The organism is Massilia sp. ST3, from assembly GCF_018119405.1.
Taxonomy (GTDB): domain Bacteria; phylum Pseudomonadota; class Gammaproteobacteria; order Burkholderiales; family Burkholderiaceae_D; genus Telluria.
In genome coordinates this window covers 1-17,979 of sequence record NZ_JAGPWC010000004.1, presented here as the reverse complement: position 1 = coordinate 17,979, position 17,979 = coordinate 1, and the positions used below count along the sequence as shown (strand labels likewise).

Annotated in this window: 12 protein-coding genes; 5 read left to right on the top strand and 7 right to left on the bottom strand. The window is 67.7% G+C overall.

The window, feature by feature from the left end:
• The first annotated feature begins 5 nt into the window (after positions 1-5).
• Positions 6-1,001, top strand: coding sequence for a two-component system response regulator (locus KBW98_RS02065; protein ID WP_211518427.1), 996 nt, complete (start codon positions 6-8; stop codon positions 999-1,001).
• 174 nt (positions 1,002-1,175) lie between these two features.
• Here the strand turns inward: KBW98_RS02065 and KBW98_RS02060 are convergent, their stop codons facing one another.
• The 5 genes from KBW98_RS02060 to KBW98_RS02040 form a co-directional block, all read right to left on the bottom strand.
• Positions 1,176-2,321, bottom strand: coding sequence for a glycosyltransferase family 4 protein (locus KBW98_RS02060; protein ID WP_211518426.1), 1,146 nt, complete (start codon positions 2,319-2,321; stop codon positions 1,176-1,178).
• A 9-nt stretch (positions 2,322-2,330) separates the two neighbouring features.
• Positions 2,331-3,470 carry a glycosyltransferase family 4 protein gene (locus tag KBW98_RS02055; protein ID WP_373888888.1) on the bottom strand — a complete coding sequence of 380 codons (1,140 nt, stop codon included), beginning with the start codon at positions 3,468-3,470 and terminating at the stop codon, positions 2,331-2,333.
• Positions 3,467-4,399 carry a GDP-mannose 4,6-dehydratase gene (locus tag KBW98_RS02050; protein WP_229428929.1) on the bottom strand — a complete coding sequence of 311 codons (933 nt, stop codon included), beginning with the start codon at positions 4,397-4,399 and terminating at the stop codon, positions 3,467-3,469. Before KBW98_RS02050 ends, KBW98_RS02055 begins: the two co-directional genes overlap by 4 nt.
• Positions 4,400-4,409: 10 nt before the next feature.
• Complete coding sequence (gene gmd, locus KBW98_RS02045) at positions 4,410-5,453, bottom strand: GDP-mannose 4,6-dehydratase (protein WP_211518424.1); 1,044 nt, start codon at positions 5,451-5,453, stop codon at positions 4,410-4,412.
• 283 nt (positions 5,454-5,736) lie between these two features.
• On the bottom strand, positions 5,737-8,049 hold the full coding sequence (locus KBW98_RS02040) for an NADP-dependent malic enzyme (protein WP_211518423.1): 2,313 nt from the start codon (positions 8,047-8,049) through the stop codon (positions 5,737-5,739).
• A 235-nt stretch (positions 8,050-8,284) separates the two neighbouring features.
• On the opposite strand from KBW98_RS02040, the gene thiL reads away from it, so the two are divergent.
• Positions 8,285-9,253, top strand: coding sequence for a thiamine-phosphate kinase (thiL, locus tag KBW98_RS02035; protein WP_211518422.1), 969 nt, complete (start codon positions 8,285-8,287; stop codon positions 9,251-9,253).
• A gap of 78 nt (positions 9,254-9,331) precedes the next feature.
• On the opposite strand, the gene KBW98_RS02030 is transcribed toward thiL, so the two are convergent.
• A complete protein-coding gene (locus tag KBW98_RS02030) occupies positions 9,332-11,911 on the bottom strand; it encodes an EAL domain-containing protein (RefSeq protein ID WP_211518421.1) in 2,580 nt (859 codons plus the stop codon).
• Positions 11,911-13,944 carry an ATP-binding protein gene (locus KBW98_RS02025; protein ID WP_211518420.1) on the bottom strand — a complete coding sequence of 678 codons (2,034 nt, stop codon included), beginning with the start codon at positions 13,942-13,944 and terminating at the stop codon, positions 11,911-11,913. The genes KBW98_RS02030 and KBW98_RS02025 overlap by 1 nt, the downstream gene beginning before the upstream one ends.
• Before the next feature lie 318 nt (positions 13,945-14,262).
• Here KBW98_RS02025 and KBW98_RS02020 point away from each other — a divergent pair, with 318 nt between their 5' ends.
• The 3 genes from KBW98_RS02020 to KBW98_RS02010 all read left to right on the top strand — a co-directional run.
• Positions 14,263-14,745, top strand: a complete 483-nt coding sequence (locus KBW98_RS02020) for a CinA family protein (protein ID WP_373888887.1) — start codon at positions 14,263-14,265, stop codon at positions 14,743-14,745.
• Positions 14,746-14,792: 47 nt separating this feature from the next.
• On the top strand, positions 14,793-15,686 hold the full coding sequence (locus tag KBW98_RS02015; protein WP_229428928.1) for a metallophosphoesterase: 894 nt from the start codon (positions 14,793-14,795) through the stop codon (positions 15,684-15,686).
• Positions 15,687-15,896: 210 nt separating this feature from the next.
• A partial coding sequence (locus KBW98_RS02010; RefSeq protein ID WP_229428927.1) for a pitrilysin family protein occupies positions 15,897-17,979 on the top strand: 2,083 nt, incomplete at its 3' end.

Genomic DNA, 17,979 nt, shown 5'->3' with positions numbered 1-17,979 from the left:
CAGGCATGACCCAACCGACCAACAAGCCGCTGATCCTGGCGGTCGACGACGAAGCAAGCAACCTGGCGCTGCTGCGCCAGATCCTGCAGGACCATTACCGGCTGCTGTTCGCCAAGGACGGCGCGCGCGCCCTCGAGCTGGCGCGCAACGAGCAGCCCGACCTGATCCTGCTGGACGTGATGATGCCGGGGATGTCGGGCTACGAGGTGTGCGCCTCGCTCAAGGCGAGCCCCGCGACGGCCTCGATCCCCGTGATCTTCGTGACCGCCCTGAGCGACACCGACGACGAGGTCGAAGGCTTCGAGGCGGGCGCGGTGGACTACATCACCAAGCCCGTCAGCCCGCCGATCGTGCGCGCGCGCGTGCGCACCCACCTGTCGCTGGTGCGCATGGAAGAACTGCGCGCGAGCCGTCTCGAGATCGTGCAGCGCCTGGGCCTGGCCTCGGAGTACAAGGACAACGAGACCGGCCTGCACGTGATCCGCATGAGCCACTTCGCGCGCGTGCTCGGCATCGCGGCCGGCCTGACCGAGGCGGAGGCCGACGACCTGCTGCACGCGGCGCCGATGCACGACGTGGGCAAGATCGGCATCCCCGACCGGGTGCTGCAGAAGCCCGGCCCGCTCGATGCCGAGGAATGGAAGGTCATGCAGAGCCACGTGAAGATCGGCGCCGAGATCATCGGCGAGCACGCGGACGGCATGCTGGCGGTGGCGCGCAACATCGCCCTCACCCACCACGAGAAGTACGACGGCAGCGGCTATCCGAACGGCCTGAAGGGCGACCAGATTCCGCTCGAAGGACGCATCTGCGCGATCGCCGACGTGTTCGACGCCCTCACCTCGGTGCGCCCCTACAAGAAGGCATGGAGCGAGGAAGAGGCGATCGACTTCCTGCGCCAGCAGAAGGAGAAGCACTTCGATCCGGTGCTGGTGGACTTGTTCATCGAGCAGATGCCGGCGATCCGGGCGATCCGGACGCGCTGGGCGGAGCATCCGTAATCCCGGTTTTCTACCTGGATGTGTCTACGACCGTAGGGTGGACGGGTTCCCCGTCCACGCGTTCAAACGACGTCTCCCGGCCCGTGCGCGAAATAAAAACCGGTAACTATCACCGCGTGGACGGGGGACCCGTCCACCCTACGAAACCGGTAACGATGATTGCACGTTCGCAGATCAGGCTTGCGCCCGCGCCAGCGGCGCCGCCAGGCGCTGCGGCGCCAGTTCCTCGTAGAGGGACAGGTAGTTCATCGCCATCTTCTCAGACGTGAACAGCTCCTGGTAGCGCAGCTCCGCGCGCCGTCCCATCTGGCGCGCCAGTTCGGGGTTGTCCCACAGCCGCTGCATGGCCGCGCGCAGGGCCAGCGGGTCCGAGGGCGGCACCACGATGCCGGTGTCGCCGTCGATGTTGATGTAGGTGGTGCCGGTGCCGATCTCGCAGGAGATCATCGGCTTGCCGTACATCGCCCCTTCGAGCAGCGAAATCCCGAAGGCTTCCGAACGCAGGTGCGAGGGGAAGGCCAGCGCGTACGAGAGCGTCAGCAGCGCCACCTTGTCGGCGTCGTCGAGCGCGCCGAGGAAGATCACGTTCTTCAGCTTGAGGCGCGCGGCCTGCTGCTTGAGCTCCTGCTCGATCGGGCCGGCGCCCACGATTACGATCGGATAATCGAGGCCGGCCGCGGCCTCGAGCAGGATGTGCAGGCCCTTGTAGTAGCGCAGCACGCCCACGAACAGGAAGAACTTCGGCCCCACGCGCGCGCGCCAGTGCGCCAGGCGGTCGGGCTCGGGCTGCGGATAGGTGGTCTTGTCCAGGCCGTAGGTGATGACGCTGGTCTTGTCGCGGTAGCGGTCCAGTACCGGCGACGACGCCAGGTAGTTCGGGGAAGCCGCCACGATGGCGTCCACGCTGCGCAGGAAGCGGTGCTTGAGCGGCGCGTACAGGCGCAGCAGGTTGCGCTGGCGCACGATGTCGGAGTGGTAGGTCACCACGCTTGGCTTGTTCACGCGCGCCATGAAATGCGCGAGGTCCATGAACGGCCAGGGGAAGTGGTAGTGCACCACGTCGGCCTCTTGCGCCATGCGCGCCAGCGCGCCGATCGACTGCAGCGAGATGGCGTTGGACGCGATCTCGGCGTTCAGCGGCACGCGGTGCACGGTGTGGCCTTCGAACTCGAAGGGCGTCAGCTTGTCGTGGCGCGACAGCGACAGCACCGTGTTGCTCACGCCCAGGCGGCCGGTGCCGACGCACAGCTGACGGATGACCTGTTCGATGCCACCCATCGAGTCCGGATAATACGTTTTATAGAAGTGAAGGACACGCATGTTCGAAGCTTACTGCGAAAGGACCGCACGGTACACATCAAGGGTCAAGCGTGCGGTCGCCTGCCAGGTAAGTTGTTCGGCGCGTGCGCGGCCCGCGGCGATGCAGCGCGCGCGCTCCGCGCCGTCCTGCGCAAGGGTGCGCATGGCTTCCATGATCTGGCCGGCATCCAGGGGATCGACGTCGAGGGCCGCGCCCTGCGTCACTTCCGGCAGCGAACTGGCGTTCGAGGCCACCACCGGCACGTTCGAGGCAAAGGCTTCCACCACGGGAATGCCGAAACCTTCGTACAGCGAGGGAAATACGAAGACCCCGGCCCCCGCGTACACATGGCGCAAGGCCTGGGAATCGGTCAGGGAATCGAGCCAGACCAGGTTCTCGCCGGATGCCTGCAGGGCTGCGATGCGCGCCACAAGTTCCTCGCTGCGCGCGCCGGGCGCGCCGACGATGACGAGGGCGCGCTCGGCGCGCAGGCTCGGGGGCAGCATCAGCCAGGCATCGATCAGGCGGCCGATATTCTTACGCGGCTGCAAGGTTCCAACCGTCAGGAAATAACCGGGCTGCAATTTATTGGCAGCCAGGGTCGCCGCGACGGCGGCCGGGTGCGGCGCCTCCAGCCATTCGTCGTCGACACCGCAGGGCACCACCGAGATGCGGCGCGGATCGACGCCGAAGCATTCGACCAGCTCGTCGATCGCAAAGTGCGACAGGGCGATCACATGGTCGGCCTTGGCTGCGGCCTTGCGCTGGAGCCAGTTCTTCACCGTGCGCAGGCGCGGGTTGCACCATTCGGGATACTTGATCGGCAAGGCATCGTGCAGCGAGGCCACCACCGGGCAATCCATGCGCACGATGCGGTAGTCGGTGGCGTGGAAGACGTCGACCGGCATGTGCACGCGGTGCGCGGCGGGCGTGGCGAGGTCGACCAGGGAAGCCTGCTCGAAGGATTGCGGCATCGGGGCGCCGATGCTGATGCCCGCCTTCCCCTTTCGCGGGCGCGGCCAGGAATAAGCCTGTACCGCGCAGCCGGCCTGGGGCAGGTGGCGCAGCAGCGCGCGCGTGTACACGCCGATCCCGTCCAGGCGGCCGCCGGTCAGGCCCGGCTCGATCATGGTCGTGCCGAGTCCGACGCTGAGACCGCCGGACTTCACGCCTCGTACATCCAGCGCAGCGTATCGCACAGGGGCGTCGGGTCGAGGTGGCCAACCACGGCGGTCAGCTTGCTGTTGCTGCCGCTGAGTTGCAGGACGTCGTTGGCGCGCACGAAGGCCGGGTTCACCTGGACGTCGATGTGGTAGCCGGCGATGTCGCTCATCATCCGGATCAGGTCGGCCAGCGAGTGCGAACTGCCCGAGCAGACGTTGAAGGCTTCGCCGGCCGGCGCCACGGCCAGCAGGCGACGGTAGCTGCGCGCCACCATGCGCACGTCGGAAAAGTCGCGCGCGATCGCCAGGTTGCCCAGCTCGATGCGGCGTTCGTTGCGGCGGAAGTGGGACACGATCTTCGGCAGCAGGAAATTCTCGGCCTGGCCGACGCCGGTGTAGTTGAACGGGCGCGCGATCGTGATCGGCAACTTGTCCATCCACAGGCGCGCCATGTATTCCATGGCCAGCTTGCTGACGGCGTAGTCGTTGGCCGGCGCCGGGGGCACGTTCTCGTCGATGACCGGCACGCTGGCGTTGCCGTAGATATTCGCCGACGAGGCCAGCAGCACGCTGGTGGGGCGGCGGGCGCCCGCGCTCAAGGCTTCGAGCAGGTTGCGCGTGCCGACCACGTTGACGCGGTAGATCAGCTCGGCGTTCGAATGGGCCACGAAGGCGATGCCGGCCAGGTGGGCGACCACGTCCGGCTGGACGCGCTCGACCATCTCGGCGACGGCGGCGCGGTCGAGCAGGTCGACCGGGTAGATGTCGGGGCCGAGCTCCTCGCCCGGCATCACGGTGCCGTAGACACGGTAGCCGGCGGCGCTCAGCTCCTGCGCCAGGTAGTGGCCGGTGAAACCGCGCAGGCCCGTGATGAGGGCGCGTCGGCCCTCGCCCTCCCGTCCACCGAGGAAGACGGGGATGTCATCCGTGGCCATGCGCTCCATATCAGAACGAGAAGCCCAGTTCGTTGCGACGCAGGTCGGCGTCGACCATCATCTGGCACAGCTCTTCGAGCGTGGTCTTCGGTTCCCAGCCCAGCTCGCGCTTGGCCTTGGAAGGGTCGCCGATCAGGAGGTCGACTTCGGCCGGACGGTAGAACTTGGGCGACACGCGCACCAGCTGCTTGCCGGTACGGGCGCAGTGGCCGGCTTCGCTCTCGCCGCTGCCGCTCCATTCGACCGCGATGTTCGCGCCCTTGAAGGCCATGGTCACGAAGTCGCGCACGGTCTCGGTGCGGTTGGTCGCCAGCACGAAGGTGTCGGGCTGGTCGGCCTGCAGGATGCGCCACATGCCTTCGACGTATTCCTTGGCGTAGCCCCAGTCGCGCTTGGCGTCCAGGTTGCCCAGCTCGAGGACATCGAGCTTGTTGAGGACGATCTTGGCCACCGAGTCGGTGATCTTGCGGGTGACGAACTCGCGGCCGCGCAGCGGAGACTCGTGGTTGAACAGGATGCCCGAGGAGCCGAAGATGCCGTAGGACTCGCGGTAGTTCACCGTCATCCAGTGGGCGTACAGCTTGGCCACGCCGTAGGGACTGCGCGGGTAGAACGGGGTGTCCTCGATCTGCGGGATGGCCTGCACCTTGCCGAACATTTCCGAGGTCGACGCCTGGTAGAAGCGGATCTTCGGGTTGACGATGCGGATGGCTTCCAGCAGGTTCACGGCGCCCAGGCCGGTGATCGAGGCGGTGGCGACCGGCTGCTCGAAGGACACGCCGACGAAGCTCTGGGCCGCCAGGTTGTAGACCTCGTCCGGACGGCTGCTCTCGACCAGGCGCACGCTGGACGACAGGTCGGTCAGGTCGTACTCGACCAGGTTCAGGTTCGGATGGGCGGCGATGCCGAGTTCTTCGATGCGCCAGAAGTTGACGGAGCTGGAGCGGCGATAGGTACCGGTGACGTGGTAGCCCTTCTCCAGCAGCAACTGCGCCAGGTAGGCGCCGTCCTGACCGGTGATGCCGGTGATCAGGGCTCTTTTTGTTGTTTGCATGTTCGTGGGTTCTAGATGGGTGGTCTCGCGGGCGCCAGACGGATCAGCCCGGATTGTAACAGAGCGGGATCATGTTCCCTTTGCACGATAGAAAGTCGTGCAAGAAAAGCAACAGATTATCTGAACATTATGCCGTGAAAACGCTAGCGTAACCCATGCGCTTACCGATTGTTACGCATGTATATGCGAAATGACAAATTGGAGACGACTTGTGACAAAGACGTGACAGCTCGATTGATGCAACGCAACATGTTGCATCAATCGGGCTGATCTATATAGCGGCCTAGCGTTCCGAGACCGCGTCGACCACGCACAGCGCGGTCATGTTGACGATCCGGCGCACCGTCGAGGACGGGGTCAGGATGTGGACCGGTCGGGCGCAGCCGAGCAGCACCGGGCCGATCGCGATGCCGTTGCCGGCCGCGCTCTTGACCAGGTTGTAGGAGATGTTGGCGGCGTCGATGTTCGGCATCACCAGCAGGTTGGCGTCGCCCTTGAGGGTCGAATGCGGCATGATCTTCATGCGCACCTTGGCTTCGATCGCGGTGTCGCCGTGCATTTCGCCGTCGATTTCCAGGTCGGGCTTCCGCTGCTGCACCAGCGGCAGGACGGCGCGCATCTTCTGCGCCGACTCGCTGTTGGCGGTGCCGAAGTTCGAGTGCGACAGCAGGGCCGCGCGCGGGCAGATGCCGAAGCGCTCCATCTCCTCGGCGGCCATGACCGTGATCTCGGCCAGTTCGGCGGCGTTCGGGTTCTCGTTGACGTGGGTGTCGACGATGGCCAGCTGGCGGTCCTGGGTGATCAGGAAGTTCATCGCCGCGTACACGTTGGCGCCGGCGCGCTTGCCCAGCACCTGGTCGACGTACTGCAGGTGCATCTGGGTGGTGCCGTAGGTGCCGCAGATCAGGCCGTCGGCATCGCCCTTGTGCACCATCATGGCGCCGATCAGGGTGTGGCGGCGGCGCATTTCCAGCTTGGCCATGTCGATGGTGACGCCCTTGCGCATGCCGATCTCGTAGTACGACTGCCAGTAGTCGCGGTAGCGCTCGTCGAAGTCGGGGTTGATGACGTCGACGTGCTGGCCCAGTTTCAGGCGCAGGCCGAACTTCTCGATGCGCTTTTCCAGCACCGCCGGGCGGCCGACCAGGATCGGGCGCGCCAGCTTCTCGTCGACCACCACCTGCACCGCGCGCAGCACGCGCTCGTCCTCGCCCTCGGCATAGACGATGCGCTTGAGTTCCGGCGGCGCGCTCTTGGCGATCTGGAAGAGCGGCTTCATGAAGGTGCCGCTGCGGTAGACGAACTGCTGCAGGCTGTCGGCGTAGGCCGCCAGGTCCGCGATCGGGCGGGTGGCGACGCCGCCGTCCATCGCCGCCTTGGCCACGGCCGGGGCGATGTGGGTCAGCAGGCGCGGATCGAAAGGCATCGGGATCAGGTATTCCGGGCCGAAGGACAGGTTGCTGATGCCGTAGGCCGAGGCCACGATGTCCGACTGCTCGGCGTGGGCCAGGTCGGCGATCGCGTGCACCACCGCGATTTCCATCTCGCGGGTGATGGTGGTCGCGCCGCAGTCCAGGGCGCCGCGGAACATGTAGGGGAAGCACAGGACGTTGTTGACCTGGTTCGGGTAGTCCGAACGGCCGGTGGCGATGATGGCGTCGGAACGCACGGCCTTGACGTCTTCCGGCAGGATTTCCGGGTTGGGATTGGCCAGGGCCAGGATCAGCGGGTTGGGCGCCATCTTCGCGACCATGTCCTGCTTCAGCACGCCGCCGGCCGACAGGCCCAGGAAGATGTCGGCGCCCGGAATCACCTCGGCCAGCGAACGGTGCGGGGTGTCCTGGGCGAAGCGTTCCTTGTCCGGGTCCATCAGCTCGGTGCGGCCTTTATAGACCACGCCGGCCAGGTCGGTGACGAAGATGTTCTCTACGGGGAAGCCGAGGTCGACGATCAGGTCCAGGCAGGCCAGCGCGGCCGCGCCGGCGCCGGAGACGACCAGCTTGCATTCCTTGATGTTCTTGTTGACGACCTTGAGGCCGTTGATGATGGCGGCGCCGACGATGATGGCGGTGCCGTGCTGGTCGTCGTGGAAGACCGGGATCTTCATCCGCTCGCGCAGCTTGCGCTCGATGTAGAAGCACTCGGGCGCCTTGATGTCCTCGAGGTTGATGCCCCCAAAAGTAGGCTCGAGCGAGGCGATGATGTCGACCAGCTTGTCCGGGTCGTTCTCGTTGATTTCGATGTCGAAGACGTCGATCGCAGCGAATTTCTTGAACAGCACGCCCTTGCCTTCCATGACCGGCTTGGAAGCCAGCGGGCCGATGTTGCCCAGGCCGAGGACGGCGGTGCCGTTGGAGATGACGGCAACCAGGTTGCCGCGCGCGGTGTATTTATAGGAGTTCGCCGGATCCTTGACGATCTCTTCGCAGGGCGCGGCCACCCCCGGCGAGTAAGCCAGGGCCAGGTCGCGCTGGTTCAGCAGGCCCTTGGTGGGGGTCACGCTGATCTTGCCGGGGCGGGGAATCTGGTGATATTCGAGTGCTGCCGTACGCAGTTGTTGACGTAATTCTTCTTTCTTGTCCGATGACGAGTCCATGCTGGGCAGCCTTCCTGATACTAGAGGGGAACCTCCAATTTTATCAGACGGGCAGTTGACAAAGGCTACGTATTTTCAACAAGTCAAGGGGAAATTCAGTGGGTTAACAGATAAATGCATGCTGCCTATCGGCTAATCCGATGCAGCGATCACAAGGCTTGCGCGTTCGATATTGGGATCGGTATCGCAGCCGGCGGGCCGGGCCCGGCCTGCGCCCGGCCTGTACAATTGCACCATGCTTTCCGAATTCGATCTCATCAAACAGTACTTCCAGCGCCGGCGGCCTGGCCGCGCGGTGCTGGGCATCGGCGACGACTGCGCCCTGCTGGCGCCCGCCCCCGGCCGCCAGGTCGCGATCTCGTCCGACATGCTGGTGGAGGACCGTCATTTCTTCGCCGGGGCCGATCCGCGCATGCTCGGCCATAAAAGCCTGGCCGTGAACCTGTCCGACCTGGCGGCGATGGGCGCACGGCCGGTCGCCTTCACCCTCGCCCTTGCCTTGCCCAAGGCCGATCCGGCCTGGCTGGAAGGCTTCTCGTCGGGGCTGTTCGCGCTGGCCGACGCTTTTGAGTGCGAACTGATCGGCGGGGACACGACCAAGGGGCCGCTCAACATCTGCATCACCGTGTTCGGCGAGCTGTCACCCGGCCATGCGCTGCGGCGCGATGCGGCGCGGGCCGGGGACGACATCTGGATTTCCGGGACCCTCGGCGATGCGCGCCTGGCGCTGGCGGGCTACTGGAAGGAGCAGGCGCTCGATCCGGCGCAGCACGAGCAGGCTGCGCTGAGGATGCACATGCCCACGCCGCGGGTGGCGCTGGGACTGGCGCTGGCCGCCCAGCCGATCGCTCACGCCGCGCTCGACATCTCGGATGGGCTGGTGGGCGACCTGGGGCATATCCTGGCGGCCTCGCGGGTCGGCGCGACCCTCGACGTGGACGCCTTGCCTGCAGGGCCGGTGCTGGCGCGCCAGCCGCTGGCACTGCGGCGCCGCTTCACGGCGGCGGGTGGGGACGATTACGAGTTGTGCTTCACGGCGCCGGTTGCGCAGCGCGAGGCGGTGCTGGCGGCGGGGCGCGAGAGCGGGACGGCGGTGACGCGCGTCGGGAGGATCGAGGCGGAGGCGGGGCTGCGGCTGGTGGATGCGGATGGCAAGGCGCTCGATCTGGGCTTGAAGGGGTGGGATCACTTCACCACAGCGTAATTCGGCCTGCTACGCCAGCACGTCACCCCCGCGCAGGCGGCGGTGACGTTCAGAAGCAGGAGGTCGCTTGCAAGGTCCTCACTGCTCATCCCCCTCCCTCGGCACTTTCCGGTCATCGAACGGCCCATACGTCATCCAATAATGCCGGAACGCGTGCCGGATATTGTCCCTCAGCTGCGCATCGTTCCACGGCTTCGTATAGAAGCGGTAGATCGCCCCCCGGTTGATCGAATCGAGCACCGTCTCCACGCCTGTGTAGCCGGACAGGATGATGCGGATCGTCTCCGGATACATCTCCTTGACCTTGCTGAGGAACTCGGTCCCGCTCATGGCCGGCATGCGCTGGTCGCACAGGATCACCTGCACCCGGTACAGCGCCAGCAGCTCGAAGCCCTCGGCCGGCGTGGCCGCGGTCAGCACGCGGTAGCCGTCGCGCCGGAACAGGCGGTGCAGCGCGGTCAGCACGTTGACGTCGTCGTCCACCACCAGCAGGCTCTGGACCTTGTCGTCGGTGTTCGGCATCTTGTCGGGCTGGGCGCGGTTGTCCAGCACCAGCTGGCCCAGTTCCTCGGCCGGCAGCGCGCGCGAGAAATGGAAGCCCTGGATCTCGTCGCAGTGGTGGCGGCGCAAATAGGCCATCTGGGCGCGCGACTCCACGCCTTCCGCGATCACCTGCATGTGCAGGCTGTGCGCCATGCTGATGATGGCCAGCGCGATCGCCGCATCGTCCGGATTGTTGATGATGTCGCGGACAAAGGCGATGTCGATCTTGAGCTTGTCGATCGGGAAGCGCTTGAGGTAGGCCAGGCTCGAATAGCCGGTGCCGAAGTCGTCGATCGCCACCCGGATGCCGGCCTGCTTGAGGCGGTGCAGCACCTCGGTGGTGTGCTCGGCGTTCACCATCAGCGCGCTCTCGGTCAGCTCCAGCTCCAGCTGGCCGGCTTCCACCCCGTGGCGCGCCAGCGCGTCGCGGATCACGGCTTCCAGGTCGCCTTCGGTGAACTGGCGGCTCGACACGTTCACCGCCACCCGCACGTCGCGCACCCCGGCCTCGTTCCAGGCCGCCATCTGGCGGCAGGCCTCGTCGATGATCCATTCCCCGACCCGCACCACCAGGCCGGTCTCTTCCATCACCGGGACGAATTCGGCGGGGTATACCAGGCCGTAGCCCGGCCGGTGCCAGCGCAGCAAGGCCTCCACGCCCGAGATGCGCCCCGTGTTGAGCTCGAGCTTGGGCTGGTAGTGCAGCACGAACTGGCCGCCTTCCAGCGCGCCGCGCAGCGCCAGCTCCAGGTCCAGGCGCGCCAGCACCTGCACGTTCATGCCGGAGGTGAAGAAGCGGTAGCCGTCGCGCCCGGCCTCCTTGGCGCGCACCATGGCGGCGTCGGCGTACTTGACCAGGGCGCCCGGATCGGTGGTGTCGTCCGGGTACATGGCGATGCCGATGCTGGCCGTCAGCGCGGCCTGCTGGCCGTTCAGGTCGAAGGGCGCGCGCAGGGTCTCGCGGATGTCGTTGGCCACGTTCACCGCTTCCTGCTGGTCGCGCTGCATGGTCAGGATCAGCGCGAACTCGTCGCCGCCCAGGCGCCCGACCAGTTCGCGCATCTTGACGCTGCGCACCAGGCGGGTGCTGAACTGGCGCAGCAGCTCGTCGCCCAGCGCGGTGCCGAGCGAATCGTTGATCACTTTGAAGCGGTCGAGGGTGATGCACAGCACCGCCACGCGCCAGCGCTTGTCCTTGGCCAGCTCGATGGCCGCGTCCAGGTTCTCGAAGAACAGGGTGCGGTTGGGCAGGCCGGTCAGGGCGTCGTAGCTGGCCGCGTGGCGCAGGCGCTCGGCCGCGTGCAGGCGCTCGCTGATGTCGCGCACCACCGCGATCAGGATGCGGCTGCTGCCCAGGTCATGCAACTTCCAGCTGATCTCGACCGGCACCGAGCCCTCGCCGCCGGCGCGCAGCAGCTCGGTCTCGACGATGTCCTCGCGCGGCTCGTCCTTTTTTGGCTCGGCATGCCCCATCAGGCGTTCGAGCTGGGCGCGCGAGGCCAGGCCCAGGGCCACCGGCTCGATGCGCATCAGGGCGTCGCGCGAGAAGCCCAGCATGCGGCAGGCGCCGTCCGACACGTCCACCATCGCCATGCCGGCGGTGTCGATCAGGAAGATCGCGTCCGGCGTGGCGTCCATCGCGCCGCGGAAGCGCGCCAGCTCGGCGGTGCGCTCGCGCACCTCGCGTTCCAGCTGCGCGCCGTAGTCGAGCGACTCGCGGTGCAGCAGGCGCACCTCGAGCAGGTTGCGGATGCGCGTCATCACCTCGACCGTGTCGAAGGGCTTGCCGATGAAGTCGCGCGCCCCCGCCTCCAGCGCCGCCAGCTTCTTGTCCGGTTCCGCCGTCACCACCAGCACCGGCAGCCACGAGTCGCTCTCGAGCGGCTTGAGCGCTTCCATCACGTCGAAGCCGTCCATGCCGGGCATGTGCAGGTCGAGGATGATCAGGTCGAAGCGGTGTTTCAGGTGCAGCGACACCACTTGCCGCGGGTCGTTGGTGCTGAACACGTTCTCATAGCCGGTGGTCTTGAGCAGGTACTCGAGCAGCTGCACGTTCACAGGCTCGTCGTCGACGACGAGGATGCGCGCGCGCCGGATGTCGGACAGGGAAATCATCAATCAGCCTTCCTTTCGGCCGGCGCTCCGCGTCCTTGCAGGTGGGCCAGCGTACTGTCAATCGCTTCAGTGAACTTGTCGATGTCGATCGGTTTGGTGAGATAGCGGTGGAAGCCCGCTGCGCGCCCGCGCTCGATGTCGCGCGGCATGGCGTTGGCGGTCAGGGCGATCACGGGGATCGCGGCGGTTTCGGGGTCGGTGCGCAGCTGGCGCAGCACTTCGATGCCGCTCATGCCGGGCAGGTTCAGGTCCATCAGGATCACTTCGGGCCGGTGCGCGCGCGCCAGCTGCAGGCCGATGTGGCCGTCGGGCGCGGACAGCAGGCGCAGGTCGGGACGGAAGCGCACGATCTCTTCCACCAGGCGCAGGTTGGCCGGATTGTCCTCGACGTAGAGCAGCAGGTGCGGCTCGCCTTCGAGCGGCGCGGGAACCGCCGCCGCATGCACTTCCGGGCCGCCTTCAGGCACGGCCGAGGCCAATGGGGAGGTGGCGGCCAGCTCGATCCAGAACACGCTGCCCACGCCGGGACTGCTGGTGACGCCGATCTGGCCGCCCATCAGCTCGACCAGGCGCTTGGTCACCACCAGGCCGATGCCGGTGCCTTCCTGGGCCCCGCCCTCCTGGCCCAGGCGGTTGAAGGGCTGGAACAGGCTCGCCACCTGCTCCGGCGCCAGGCCCTGGCCGGTGTCCTGCACCGACAGGCGCAGGCGCGCCGGCGCGCTCTGCTCGCAGCTCACCACCACCGCGCCCGACTCGCGGTTGTACTTCACCGCGTTCGACAGGAGATTCAGCATCACCTGCTTGAGGCGGGTACGGTCGGCCAGCACCACGGCGCCCGCCACGTCGGGGAACAGCACCTTGACCCCGCGGCTGGCGGCGATCGGTTCGACCATGGTGCGGCACTCGAGCAGGGTATCGCTCAGCGCCACCGGCTCCATCGACAGGGTCACCGTGCCCGACTCCACCTTGGCCAGGTCGAGGATCTCGTTGATCAGGGTGAGCAGGTGGCGGCCCGACTTGAGGATGTGGTTGGCGAATTCCTTCTTTTGCTCCAGGGTCGACGGCAGGGTGTCCGAGGTCAGGATCTGGGCGAAGCCGAGGATGGCGTTGAGCGGGGTGCGCAGCTCGTGGCTCATGGACGAGAGGAAGGCCGACTTGGCCTGGTTGGCGTTGCGCGCCTCCTCGATCGCGTTGGCCAGTTCGGCGTTGGCCAGCGCCAGCTGCATGGTGCGCTCGTCGACGTGCCGCTCGAGCTGCTCGTTCAGGCGCATCACTTCCTGCTGGGCGCGGGTGCGCTCCTGGGCCTCGCGCACGATGGCGCTGTTGGAATTTTCCAGCTCGCGGGTACGCTGCTCGATCTCGGTCAGCATGGCGTTGAAGGAGTCGGCCAGCTCGCCGGCCTCGTCGTCGCTGGTGCGCGCGGCGCGGCGCGAATAATCGCGCGTGGCCACCACCTCGCGTGCGATGCCGGTGATCGCCGTCAGGGGCGCGGTCAGGCGCCGCCCCAGGCGCCACATCAGCAGCCAGGCCGCGCCCATGGCCAGCAGGGTGACCCCGATGCCGATCGCCAGGTAGTCGATGAAGCGCTGCACCTGCCCGCTCTCGGCGCGCACCACCACGGTGCCGAGCATGTCGCCGTTCTCGACGATGCGCTGCTGGACCACCAGCTCGTCGTCGCCGGCCCGGAGCGCGGCCGCGTCCAGGCGCTGGGGCACCTGGCGCCCCTCGCCGGCCGCCGCGTAGGAAGCGAACAGCTCGCCGCCGGCGTCGTAGATGGCGGCCGCGCGCACCAGCGGGCGGGTGCGCAGCAGGGCCAGGTTCTCGTTGGCCAGGCGCGGGTCGTCGAAGGTCAGCGCGGCCGAGGTCATGTGGCCGACCAGCTCGGCCTGGGTGGTCAGGTCGTTCACCAGCGCGCGGTGGTAGCTGCGCAGGTCGTAGCCGACCACGATCGCGATCGAGACCAGCAGCGCGACGAGGGTCGTCGCCATCACCGCCTGGGCCAGCTTCCTGCGGATCGAGCGCTGGCGGCTCATGCTTGGCTTCGCGCGATCGGTGCGTGCGGCATGCTGAGGTCCTACAAAACGGGAAAAGGGACGCCGGCCAGGCGCCGCAACGGCGCCCGTCGGGCATCCAGCATAGCAGTACGCCCGTGCATCATGTCGCACGGAACATTTTATTCCGTGCGGGGAGGCGCTTGCACTGTAAACGGGCGCCGGATGTTTGGACAGCAAATTTTGCCGGGTTTGCCATGCCATGACGGTCCGCAGCGCGCTAGAATGGACCGGACGCGGACGACCCGTCCGCCGTCCCCGGGGTACCGCTCCCCCGAAAAGCAACGAAAGGAGACAGACGTGACGAACGAACTCATCGATCTTGCTACCCAGGTAGGGCGGGCCCTGGAGGCCAAGCGGCTGCTGCTGGTCACCGCCGAGTCGTGCACCGGCGGCGGCGTCTCGCAGGCCATCACCGAAGTGGCCGGCTCGACCGGCTGGTTCGAGTGCGGCTTCGTGACCTATTCCAACGCTTCCAAGACCGAATTGCTGGACGTGCCGGCGGCCATGATCGCCCAGTTCGGCTCGGTCAGCGAGGAAGTCGCGGGCAAGATGGCGGAAGGGGCGCTGGCCAACAGCAACGCCGACGTCGCCGTCTCGACCACCGGCATCGCCGGCCCCACCGGTGCGGTGCCGGGCAAGCCGGTCGGCACGGTCTGCTTCGGCTGGTCGCGCGGCGACACCACCTATACCGAGCGCCTGGTCTTCTGCGGCGACCGCCGCGCGGTGCGCGAGCAGACCGTGGCGCACGCACTGCGGGGGCTGCTGCGCTTCATCGAGTAAGCCGGGCGCACCGGATGCCGGGCGGGCCGCGCCATGGGCTCATCGCCATGACCCTGCCGCTGGCCGCCGCCCTGGCGCCGGTGGCGGGACATGCCGCTTCCGATTCCGCTCCGTCCGGGCCTGTCCATACCGTCTACACCGCGGGCGACATCGCCCGCTGCATCCACCCCGACCCGCGCTGGTCGGGCGCGGCCGCCACTGGCAGGCTGGTGGAAGGCCTGCTGGCCGCCGATCCGGACGCCTCCGTCCTGACCTTGGGCGACCACACCTATCCGCGCGGCGCGGCGCGCGAATTCGCCGACTGCTATGCGCCCACCTGGGGACGCTTCCGCGAGCGCACCTGGCCCACGCCCGGCAACCACGAATACCATAGCAAGGACGCGGCGCCCTACTTCGCCTATTTCGGCGCCCGCGCCGGACGCGGCTACTACAGCCTGCGCCTGGGCAGCTGGCTGGTGATCTCGCTCGACAGCAACCTGGCCGGCGCCAGGCACGCCGCCCAGCTCGACTGGCTGCGCGCCGAGCTGGCGCGCGCGCCCTCGCGCTGCACCCTGGCCTTCTGGCACCACCCGCTGTACACCTCGGGCGGCCACCTCGGGCCGGGCCGGATGCGGGATGCATGGGACATCCTGTACCGGGCCGGGGCCGAGCTGGTCCTGTCCGGCCACGACCACGACTACGAGCGCTTCGCGCCCCAGGACGCCGACGGCCGGCTGGACCGCGCGCGCGGCCTGCGCCAGTTCGTGGTCGGCACCGGGGGCGCCTACGCCACGCCCTTCCTCCAGTTCACGCCCAACAGCGAGGTGCGCGAAGCCAGTTTCGACGGCGTGCTGCGGCTGCGGCTGCTCGAGGGGGCCTACGAGTGGCAGTTCCTGCCGGCCGCGCCGGAGAAGGTGCCGGCGGGGGCGGTGATGGATCGCGGGAGGGGCGAATGTCACTGACCCTGTCCGTCCACCTCCACCGCGTCGTTCCGGCGCAGGCCGGAACCCAGGTTCGTTCCGTAGCCGATCACGTCGCATTTGGCTGCTGTGCACGCAAACTTGGGTCCCGGCCTTCGCCGGGAGTCGTAACCCGCCAGTGGCGGGTTCGACGACTCATCGGTCGCGTCCTTTTCAATTATGATGGCGCCCCCGCGCCGCATGGAGAGCCGCATGAAAGCGCTCGTCATCCTGGCCGTATTGCTGCTAAGCTTCCGCCCCGCCCCCGCTTTGGCCCAACCCCCATCCCCTTTACCCGTGGTCGCATTCGATAAATACGTACTCCCCAATGGCCTGCAGGTGATCCTGGTCGAAGACCGCCGCCTGCCCATCGTCGCCGTCAACCTCTGGTACCACGTGGGCCCGGCCAACGAGGCCCCCGGCCTGACCGGCTTCGCCCACCTGTTCGAGCACATGATGTTCGCCGCCACCCGCCACATCCCGCGTGGCCTGGCCGACCGCCTGCTCGAAGGCGCGGGCGCCACCGACAGCAACGGCAGCACCGACCTGGACCGCACCAACTACTACGACACCGTGCCGTCCAACCAGCTCGAGCTGGCGCTGTGGGTGCACGCCGACCGCATGGGCTACCTGCTGGACGTGCTCGACCAGAAGGCCCTGAGCAACCAGCAGGACGTGGTGCGCAACGAGCGCCGCGAGAGCGTGGAGAGCGAACCCTACGGGATCGTCGAGGAAGCGCTGTCGCACACCCTCTTCCCCAAGGGCCACCCCTACTACGCCTCGGTGATCGGCTCGCACGCCGACATCCAGGGCGCGCGCCTGGACGACGTGCGCCAGTTCTTCGCCCGCTACTACGGTCCCAACAACGCCAGCCTGGTGATCGCCGGCGACATCGACAAGGCCAAGACCCGCGCCCTGGTCGAGCGCTACTTCGGCAGCCTGCGCCCCGGCCCGCCGGTGGCGCGCCCGAGCGTGGTCACGCCGCCCATCACCAGCGAGCGCCGGGTGACGGTGCCCGACCGCGTCGAGCTGCCGCGCGTGTTCATGGGCTGGCTCACGCCGCCGGCCTACCAGCCGGGCGACATCGAGCTGGCCGTGGCCGCCACCATCCTGGGCGGCGGCAAGTCGAGCCGCCTGTACAAGTCGCTGGTCTACGAGCGCCAGATCGCCCAGGACGTGGACGCGGTCCAGAATTCCTACGGCCTCACCTCGACCTTCGTGATCGACGTCACCGCCCGCGCCGGCCACACGGCGCGCGAGCTGGAAGCGGCGATCGACGCCGAACTGGCCCAGCTGCGCGAAGTCGGCCCGTCCGACCGCGAAGTCGAGCGCGCCCGCAACAGCCTGGAAACCGCCCTGCTGTCCTCGATCGAGAAGCTGGGCGGCGACGGCCTGGCCGACCAGCTCAACCACTACAACCAGTACACCGGCGACCCGGGCTACCTGCCCAAGGACCTGGAACGCCTGCGCCGGGTGGATGCGGCGGCCGTGCGCCACGCCGTACAGACCTGGCTCAAGCAGGATGCGCGCGCGGTGGTGACCGGCGTCCCCGGCCAGCCGGTGATCCACGATCCGCGCCCGCCGAAAAAGAAAGCCGGCCCGGTGGCGAAGGCGGCAGCGCATGCGAGCATCAACGGCGCCGAGCCCTGGCGCGCCAAGCCGCCCAAGGCGGGTCCGCCGCCCAGCTTCACCCTGCCCAAGGGCGAGTCCTTCAGGCTGGCCAACGGCCTGACCGTGATCCACCATCACAACCCGGCCCTGCCCCTGGTCTCGGCCCAGCTGGTGCTGCGCAGCGGCAGCGCCGCCAATCCGGCCCGCCTGCCGGGCCTGGCCGGCTTCACCGCCCAGATGCTGGAAGAAGGCACGGCGACCCGCAGCGCCCCGCAGATCGCGGACGAGCTGGCCCAGCTGGGCGCCTTCATGGACAGCGCCACCAGCGCCGACGCCACCAGCGTCTCGCTGCTGGCGCTGCGCGCGACCTTCGCCCAGGCGCTCGAGATCATGGCCGACGTGGTGCAGCGCCCCGCCTTCCCCATTGCCGAGATCGAGCGCCAGCGCGCCGACCGGCTGGGTGAACTCATCCAGCAGCGCGAGGAGCCGGACGCGGTGGCCGCGGTCGCGGCCGCCGGCGCGCTCTACGGCGTGCGCCATCCGAAGGGCTACGGCCAGCTCGGCACCGAGGCGGCGATCCGCGCCGCCACGCGCGACGACATCCAGGAATTCTGGCGCCGCCACTATGTGCCCTCGAATGCAGCGCTGGTGGTGAGCGGCCAGATTGCCCTGGGTGAGCTGCGGG